General features: G+C 42.3%; 6 protein-coding genes. All 6 read left to right on the forward strand.

The features are described from left to right. A partial coding sequence (locus tag Q0238_RS10605; RefSeq protein ID WP_297945879.1) for a saccharopine dehydrogenase C-terminal domain-containing protein occupies positions 1–635 on the forward strand: 635 nt, incomplete at its 5' end. A gap of 522 nt (positions 636–1157) precedes the next feature. Beyond that, the gene (locus Q0238_RS10610) at positions 1158–1805 is read left to right on the forward strand and encodes a hypothetical protein (protein ID WP_297945881.1); all 648 of its coding nucleotides are present in this window, start codon (positions 1158–1160) and stop codon (positions 1803–1805) included. Positions 1806–2111: 306 nt separating this feature from the next. Further along, the gene (locus Q0238_RS10615) at positions 2112–2486 is read left to right on the forward strand and encodes a hypothetical protein (RefSeq protein ID WP_005871123.1); all 375 of its coding nucleotides are present in this window, start codon (positions 2112–2114) and stop codon (positions 2484–2486) included. Positions 2487–3016: 530 nt separating this feature from the next. Then, positions 3017–5197 carry an STT3 domain-containing protein gene (locus Q0238_RS10620; protein ID WP_297945883.1) on the forward strand — a complete coding sequence of 727 codons (2181 nt, stop codon included), beginning with the start codon at positions 3017–3019 and terminating at the stop codon, positions 5195–5197. 255 nt (positions 5198–5452) lie between these two features. After that, positions 5453–6037, forward strand: coding sequence for a hypothetical protein (locus tag Q0238_RS10625; RefSeq protein WP_297945884.1), 585 nt, complete (start codon positions 5453–5455; stop codon positions 6035–6037). 355 nt (positions 6038–6392) lie between these two features. Next, positions 6393–8019: 5-methyltetrahydropteroyltriglutamate--homocysteine S-methyltransferase (gene metE, locus Q0238_RS10630; RefSeq protein ID WP_297945886.1), on the forward strand; the 1627-nt coding region annotated here is incomplete at its 3' end.

Here is an 8019-nt window from a genome sequence, read left to right on the forward strand (position 1 = left end):
CAAAGGGCCGCTACTGGGAGCGCGGCGAGTGGAAAGAGACCGAGCCGATGCAGATTTCGTTCAAATGGGACTATCCGAAAGTCGGCGTCAAGGACAGCTACCTGCTCTATCACGAGGAGCTTGAAAGCTTAGTAAAAAACATCAAAGGGCTGAAGCGAATCCGCTTTTTTATGACATTCGGACAGAGCTACCTAACCCACATGAAATGCCTAGAAAACGTCGGCATGCTACGCATCGACGAGGTAGAACACAATGGCGTCAAGATCGTGCCGATCCAGTTTCTAAAAACCTTGCTACCTGATCCTGCGTCGCTAGGCCCTTGCACGAAGGGCAAAACCAACATCGGCTGCGTAATACGCGGCTTAAAAGACGGCAAAGAGCGCCAAGTCTACATCTATAACGTCTGCGACCACGAGGCTTGCTACGCCGAGACGGGCGCGCAGGCCGTGAGCTACACGACGGGCGTACCTGCGATGATCGGCTCGATGATGGTGGCAAAGGGCATCTGGAGCGGCAAGGGCGTCTTTAACATGGAAAATTTCGACGCCAAGCCTTTCATGGACGAGCTAAATAAGCAGGGCTTGCCGTGGGAGATGATAGAAATGAAACCGGGCGAGAGGTATGAAGTAAAATAGTAACGCTTGTCTTTTTGCCTTACTCTGCGTTGTATTTAAATTTTACTCGGTTACGTATTTCAATACGCTCCCGTCGTAAAATTTAAATCCGCCTTGATTAAGGCAAAAATACTTCACCTTATTTGGTGGGTATATTTAAATAGATTTGAAATTTTCGCTCTACGACATATTGTATGTCTAGTCTTGGGACGAAATTTACTTCTTCTATTCAGCTACGAGCATAGCGACGTAGAAAACATTTAAAATCATCTCACGATACTTCGCCCTATCTTTAATCGCATTCAAATTTAATTTAGCTAAGCAGTTTACCTGCCTAGCCTACTTTTAAAAAACAAATTTCATCTCAGCTAGGCAAAAAATACTGCGCCTTATTCTGCTACGTTTAAATTCTAATTAAAATTCACTCGGTTCATGTATTTCATATACACTCTCGCCCTCAAATTTTAATTCGTCTCAATCGGGCGTGCGTCGAATGCTGCTTTAAATTTGGCTATAATCGCATAAAATTTTATCGGAGTAGATATGAAACGAATTTTAAAAGCGCTGATTTTTAGCGTGGCATTTTCATTTCTCATTGTGGGTTGCGCAAGCAAAACCGCGCCCGTAGAGCTTGAAGGCAAGGAGCAAATTCGCGCGATCCAAATAGAGGCAAACCGTACGGTAATGATCGGTGACGCTTACGACTACGAATTTAGCAGTGATTATCGCGCGACGAAAGCGGAATTTGAGCACCTAAAATCGCTCTATTCACATGCAGTGGAGGTAAATAGAATTTCGATCGCTACGGATGCATTTAATGAACCTCACGCAAGCGCGCTACTTTTTGAGCTGTGGCTTGACCGCGAGAGCCTGCCGCTAGCAGATCAGCTTGTGCTTTACAAGCATCCAAATTTTACGGGCTTTAAAGATCGCGAAATTTTACAATTTAGCTTCAAAATTTTAGGCGTTCCTACGCGCGTAAAAGATCGCGATCGGATTCTAAAAAAATATGCGCTTGCTAAGCCGTTAAGTTTAAACGCGGTAGTATTTGTTGATAGCGGCAGGCTGAGCGAGGAAAGTATGCGTAAAAACGGTGAGACGCAAGACGCAGTTTTAACTATGTTTAGCCCCGTCTGGATGCCCATCGCTGCTGTAATGCAAAGTCTCGGCGCGCTATTTGATAACGAGTAAATTCTGCCAGTAAAAATTTCGATGCTCGCTTGCTCTTACGTTGCAATATGAGGGCTGCGTTTTGGGCGGGTACACCGCGAGTGATGTCTTAGATCATAGCTCTGTTTGTTTGGCTAAGCGCGCTTGCTGCGTATTTAATAAGTAAATTTTAAATCGCGGCGAAATTTTATAATTTGCCGTCGCTTTCGGCTCTGTTTTAAACAGACGGGTGGTTTCTTAAATTTAAACTCTAGCTAAATTTAGACCGAAATTTTTAAGTAAACTTTGCTATAATCGCCGAAATTTTGAAAAAACCGAGGAGAAAATATGAAACTAATTTACGCCGCTTGCGTGCTAGCCGCTTTTGCTTCGGCTCAGACCGAAACTGTGCAGGTGCCGGACTTTGCTAAAAGCTCGATGAAGACGCATGAGCAGGCCGAGGAAAAACTAATCGCAAATGCCCTAAAAGGCGATCTAAGCCAGATCGCAAGCGATCTAAAGATCGATAAAACGCTAAAGGGCGGCGAGTCGCTTGTTATTAACGGCGCGCATTACAGGACGATCGAGGGCGACAGCACGCAGTGGAAAGAGGGCGATGCCGTGCGCCTGCTAAGCGGCAATAAGGACGGCAGATGCCTAAGCTCGATCATGCTTAATCTGCGAACGAAAACCGTCTGTAAATTTATGTGCGACGCGTATTAGGCGAGAATTTCGTCTAAACCATAAAAATCCACCGGCTCGGCGTAGGTTTCTTGCAACGACCGGTTGTTTCTGCTATTTAGCCATAGCATAGATCGCTAAATATATGCCTATGAATAAAACATTGTTATATATTTTTTTAAAAGCGTTCGTTATGTTTATTGTCCTATATTTGTTTATTCCGCACCCAGAAGATGGAATTTATAATATGCTAGATATACGCATGTTTATTGGCTTGGTGTTGTTTTGTATCTGCCTTATATTGGATATTTAGTTTAAATCTTAATCTCTATCTTTACGTATCGTATTTTTTGATGGTCGCCAAAATTGCATATCACAAATTTAAATTCTAAACGGCTTAACTTGAGTTGCTTTTAAAATTTTGCTTTTAATATCGATAAATTCTGCTATAATAAACGCAAATTAAACAATGTCGTTAAAGACGTAACGCAGGCGTGATAAAGCGAGTAAAATTTGTAGAGGCAAATTTAACCCTACCGCTCGGTATTTCAAATGGCAAATCAAGGAAAAAGATGCAAAAATTTAAAATTACAAACGGCGAATGCTCACGTATGGATATTTTTCTGATCATGACGCTGGTTTATATATTCGGCGTGGCGTGCAGGTTTTTTTGGATATATTGGGCTAGTGGGATTGAGCAGTTTTCTTTTGACGGCGAGCTCATCATGACCACAAATGACGCCTTTGCGAACGCCGAGGGTGCGCGCGATATGATAGCAGGCTTTCACCAGCAGGGCGATCTTAGCCCGTACGGCGCGTCGATCCCAACTCTGGCATTTTTACTTAGCAAAATTTTACCCGTCAGCCTAAATAGCATTACGATCTATATGAGCGTGTTTTTGGCGCCGCTGGTGGCCGTGCCGATTATTTTGATAGCAAGAGAATATAAGATCCTAGGCGCAGGCATCATCGCGACGCTACTTGCCACCATATTGCCGGGGTATTATGTCAGAACTTTGGGCGGGTATTTCGATAGCGATATGCTAAATGTTACTCTGCCGCTGCTAACGCTATGGGCTTTGATTAGGCTAATAGGGCGAAGCGAGCAGAGCAGCTTTGCTTTGCCCGCCGTCTTTATGGTACTTTATAGCTGGTGGTATCCTAGCTCGTATTCGTTAAATTTAGCGATAATGGGCATCTTTTTATTTTACACTTTGATATTTGATAGACGAAATGAGGCAAATTACAAAGTGATTATTCTTATGGTTGCAGCGATCATAAAATTTGACGCGTATTACGAAGGCGAGACAATAATTGTAAATTATATTTTATTATTCAAAATCGCACTCATTGCGTTTTTATATTTTTTAATGATTAAAATTCCAAGTCATAAAAGTAAAAAGGCTCTTTGGATTTTGGGTGTGATCGTCGCAATTATGTTTATCATATTCGGTGGGCTCGTACCTATAATAACAGAAATTAATGTATATATTTTAAAGAATGCTGGCAAGGGAGATATTTTTCATTTTTATGGTGTTAGAAATACGGTTAACGAGGTTGCCAATGCTAATTTCATGAAATTTGTGCTTGAATCTAGTGGGCATCTATTTATATTTATATGCGCTGTAGGAGGGCTAGCTCTATTGCTGATAAAATTCCGTTCGTTTATCTTAACCTTGCCAATGATAACGCTTGGGGCTTTAGCGCTTTTCGGCGGAACTCGCTTTACAATGTACGCTACGCCGATGATAGCGCTTGGATTTGCTTATTTTATATATTTCACGCTGAATTATTTTGAAATACGCACCTGGCTTAGAAGTACTTTGTTAGCTATTTTAACTTGTTTAGCGATAATGCCTAGCATAGATTTTATTTATAAATTCCGAGTTGCACCTACGCTTACGAAAGACTCCATAATGCCTCTTGCAGAGCTAAAAAATAAGGCTAGCAGGGAGGATTATGTGCTATCGTGGTGGGATTACGGATATTTAATCAGATATTACTCCGATGTAAAAGTAGTAGCTGATCCCGGAGGTAGACAGGCAGGAGAATACACTTTTATGAGTGCGTTTTCCTTTAATAAAGATGAGGTAAGCTCTGCTAATATGGCAAGGCTTAATGTCGAATATATACAAAAGTCGCAAGATAAAAAATTTGATCCTAAACTGGAAGATAAATTTAAACTAAATCTATATCAAATTCAAAAAGATTATGGCGAAGCCGATATCAATAAATTCCTAAGTTCTTTAAGCGATAAGAATTTCAAGCTTCCGCAGAAAACTAGGGATATATATTATTATTTCGTACCGCACATGATAGATATATTGCCCAATATTTTAAAATTTTCTACTGTAGATATAGCGACTGGTAAAGAGTCTTGGACGCCATTTATTCATGTGGGTTATGATATTAGAATGGGTAAAGATGGAGAGAGCATCATAATAAATGATGAATGTACGCTGCCTAGCGTCGATCCTGAATACCTAATCTATGACGGAAAAAGAATGTCTATTAATTCATATTATCAAGTGGGCGAAGCAAACGGTAAACTCGTCAAATTATCTAAGCAGATAGATAAAAATTCCAATCTTTACGTGATATTTTTACCGGATTACCAAAGAATTTTAATCTTAGATAAAAAGGTCTTTGAATCAGCCTTCATCCAACTTTTTGTATTGGAAAACTATGATAAAGATCTATTTGAGCCCATCTATTTAAGTAATTCTGCGCGGATTTACAAGTTATTAAGATAAATTTATATTCAGAGGAATATTGCGTAAATTCTTATTGCATTATGCTTTTACAAAGCGTATGTTACTAAGCGATAAAATTTATAATGCAAGTTATATGCTTAGATTTAGAATTTATACTGGCTATAAATAAATTACAAAAATACTTTAAAATTTTGTCACTAAAAATCGTAAATGTTATGTATTTACTTTAAATTTAGCCTAGGTTTCGAAGCGTGTCGCTATCATTAAGATGAAATTTCACCAAAAGGAGTAAATATGAGAAATTTAGTTGCAAAAGCGGCGCTTCTTAGCTCTTTAGCTGCAGTAAGCGCGATTGCAGAGGGGCTTTTCATAGGCGGCGAGGGCGGATACAATTTCAAAAACCAAGCTGCGGGTTTTGATGACGGACAGCCACAAATCGGCGTTAAGGCCGGATATGACTTCGGCACGTTTAGAGCTTACGGCGGATATTTTTACGGATTTAAGGGCGAGGATTCCAGCTCGAATGCCAATTCGAAAAGAAAGGTTAAATGGAGCACGCACGATTTCGTAGCCGGTGCGGATTTTACGCCGGAGCTTTTCGGTAGATTTAAGCTCGTCCTAGGCGCTTACGCTGGGCTTTCGGTGCTAGATACTGAAGTTAAAATAGACTATAGCAATGGCGGCTGGGTTAGAGCGGACGATACGCTGGGTGGCTTCATTTTGGGCGGCAAGATAGGTACTGCGTATGAGTTTGGCTCCAATAGCGAGATTGAAATGGGCTTTAAAGCAAGCAAGGCGTGGTACAAAGACGGCGATTATATCGAAGATAACGACGGTAAAAAATACGGCGTTTACGCAGGATATAATTATAAATTCTAAGAATTTTCATATTTGAGGCGTTGCACTGCTTTCATAGAGCCTTGATGCTCAGTGGCTTTGCGGTGTGTCAGGTAAGGCTAGCTTCGTCGCAAGGCTTTACTAAGTTTTAGTAGAATCTTGCGATGAGGTTTAAATTATGATGAATTTAACGTCTTCAAATTCCATCATCAAATTTTAACTCATAGAATTTCGTCGATAAAAATTCCATTTCAGATTTTATTGGCTAAATTCCGCCCCTGCGCTTTTGGATAAAATTTCGTTCATTTTCGAGATTAGATTAAAATTTTAATGACGGCAAAAGAAATTTTAGATAAAATCAACACTTTCATACCAAAATTTTACTTAAAGGACTGAAATGAAAAGTTACGTCACGGGCTTTCCGCGTATCGGAGAGCAGCGCGAGTTAAAGAAGGCTTTGGAGAGCTATTGGGCGGGCAAGTGCGATTATGGCGCGCTGGAGCGGGTCGCCGCAGAGCTAAAAGATCGCCACATCAAATATCAGCTGGATGCTTGGAGCGGTCTAATTAGCGTGAACGACTTTTCATACTACGATCTGATGCTCGATACCAGTGTACTTTTCGGCGTGATCCCGCAGCGCTTTATGGCTCTTTCGGCGCACGAGCAGTATTTTGCGATGGCGCGCGGCAGTAAAGACGCAGTCGCGATGGAGATGACGAAGTGGTTTAACACAAACTACCACTATATCGTGCCCGAGATCTCTGCATATACTGAATTTAACCTAAATCCTAGTAAAATTTTAAGCGAGTACAAGGCTGCGAAGAATAACGATTTTAAGGATTCCTGCGCGCTAAAGATAAATTTAATCGGACCTATCACCTATCTCGCGCTTAGCAAATCAAGCGACAAAAGTGATCCACTCGCGCATTTAGATGCCCTTGTCGCGAAATACGAGGAACTGTTAAAGCTTCTTAGCGAGCTTGATAACGAGGTCGTAGTTCAGATTGATGAGCCGATCTTCGTGACGGATCGCGCGACCGAGCTGGCGCCAAAGATCGAGCCTGTTTATCAGCGCCTAAGTAAGGCCGCAAGCAACGTAAAAATTATCTTTATGACCTATTTTGAGCATGCGACCGAGGCCGTGCGCGAGATAGTAAAGACCGATGTATGGGCGATCGGGCTTGATTTTGTTTACGCAAGCGAGGAGAATATAAAAAAGGAGCTTGAAGCTTTAAAAGACGCTAAGACCGTGCTTTTCGCAGGCGTGATCAACGGGCGTAATATCTGGAAGAGCGATATCGACAAAAAGCTAGCCCAGCTCAAAGCTATCGAAGCCTACGTGCCTAAAGAGCGCATCTACGTGGGCACCTCCTGCTCGCTTTTGCACGTGCCCTTCACGCTAAAATACGAGGACAAGCTAAGCGCCGAGATCAAATCCTGGCTAAGCTTCGCGGTCGAAAAACTAAGCGAAATTTCGATTTTAACCCATCTTTTCTTTGAAATTCCGATGTGCGAGCACGGCATGAAAGCTTACGAGCAGAATCAAAAATCCGCCAAAACTCGCGCTAGCTCGCCGCTAATCCACGACGAAAAGGTCTCTGCTCGCGTGAACTCGCTAAGCAGGCTTGAGCGCGCCGATCGCTACGAGGATCGCATCAAGGTGCAGAAAAAGGAGCTAGGCTATGGAATTTTACCTACCACTACGATCGGCTCCTTTCCTCAGACTGCCGAGCTTCGCCAGGTTCGCAACGCCTACAAAAATGGACTTTTAGCGCGCGAGGATTATGAGAAGCAGATCAAAGCTTATATCGACGACTGCGTTAAATTTCAAGATGAGATTGGTCTGGACGTACTGGTTCACGGCGAGCCGGAGCGTAACGATATGGTCGAGTATTTCGGCGAGCAGATGAGCGGATACGCGTTTAGTGCCAACGGCTGGGTGCAGAGCTACGGTAGCCGCTGCGTGAAACCGCCGCTACTTTTCGGCGACGTGAGCCGCCCAAAACCGATGACCGTGGAGTGGA

Source organism: uncultured Campylobacter sp., assembly GCF_938045775.1.
In the GTDB taxonomy this organism is placed as follows: Bacteria; Campylobacterota; Campylobacteria; order Campylobacterales; family Campylobacteraceae; genus Campylobacter_B.

Excerpts from the sequence above, each read along its gene's own strand:
- Q0238_RS10610 (WP_297945881.1), top strand. The coding sequence starts at position 1,158 with ATGAAACGAATTTTAAAAGCGCTGATTTTTAGCGTGGCATTTTCATTT.
- Q0238_RS10615 (WP_005871123.1), top strand. The coding sequence starts at position 2,112 with ATGAAACTAATTTACGCCGCTTGCGTGCTAGCCGCTTTTGCTTCGGCT.
- Q0238_RS10620 (WP_297945883.1), top strand. The coding sequence starts at position 3,017 with ATGCAAAAATTTAAAATTACAAACGGCGAATGCTCACGTATGGATATT.
- Q0238_RS10625 (WP_297945884.1), top strand. The coding sequence starts at position 5,453 with ATGAGAAATTTAGTTGCAAAAGCGGCGCTTCTTAGCTCTTTAGCTGCA.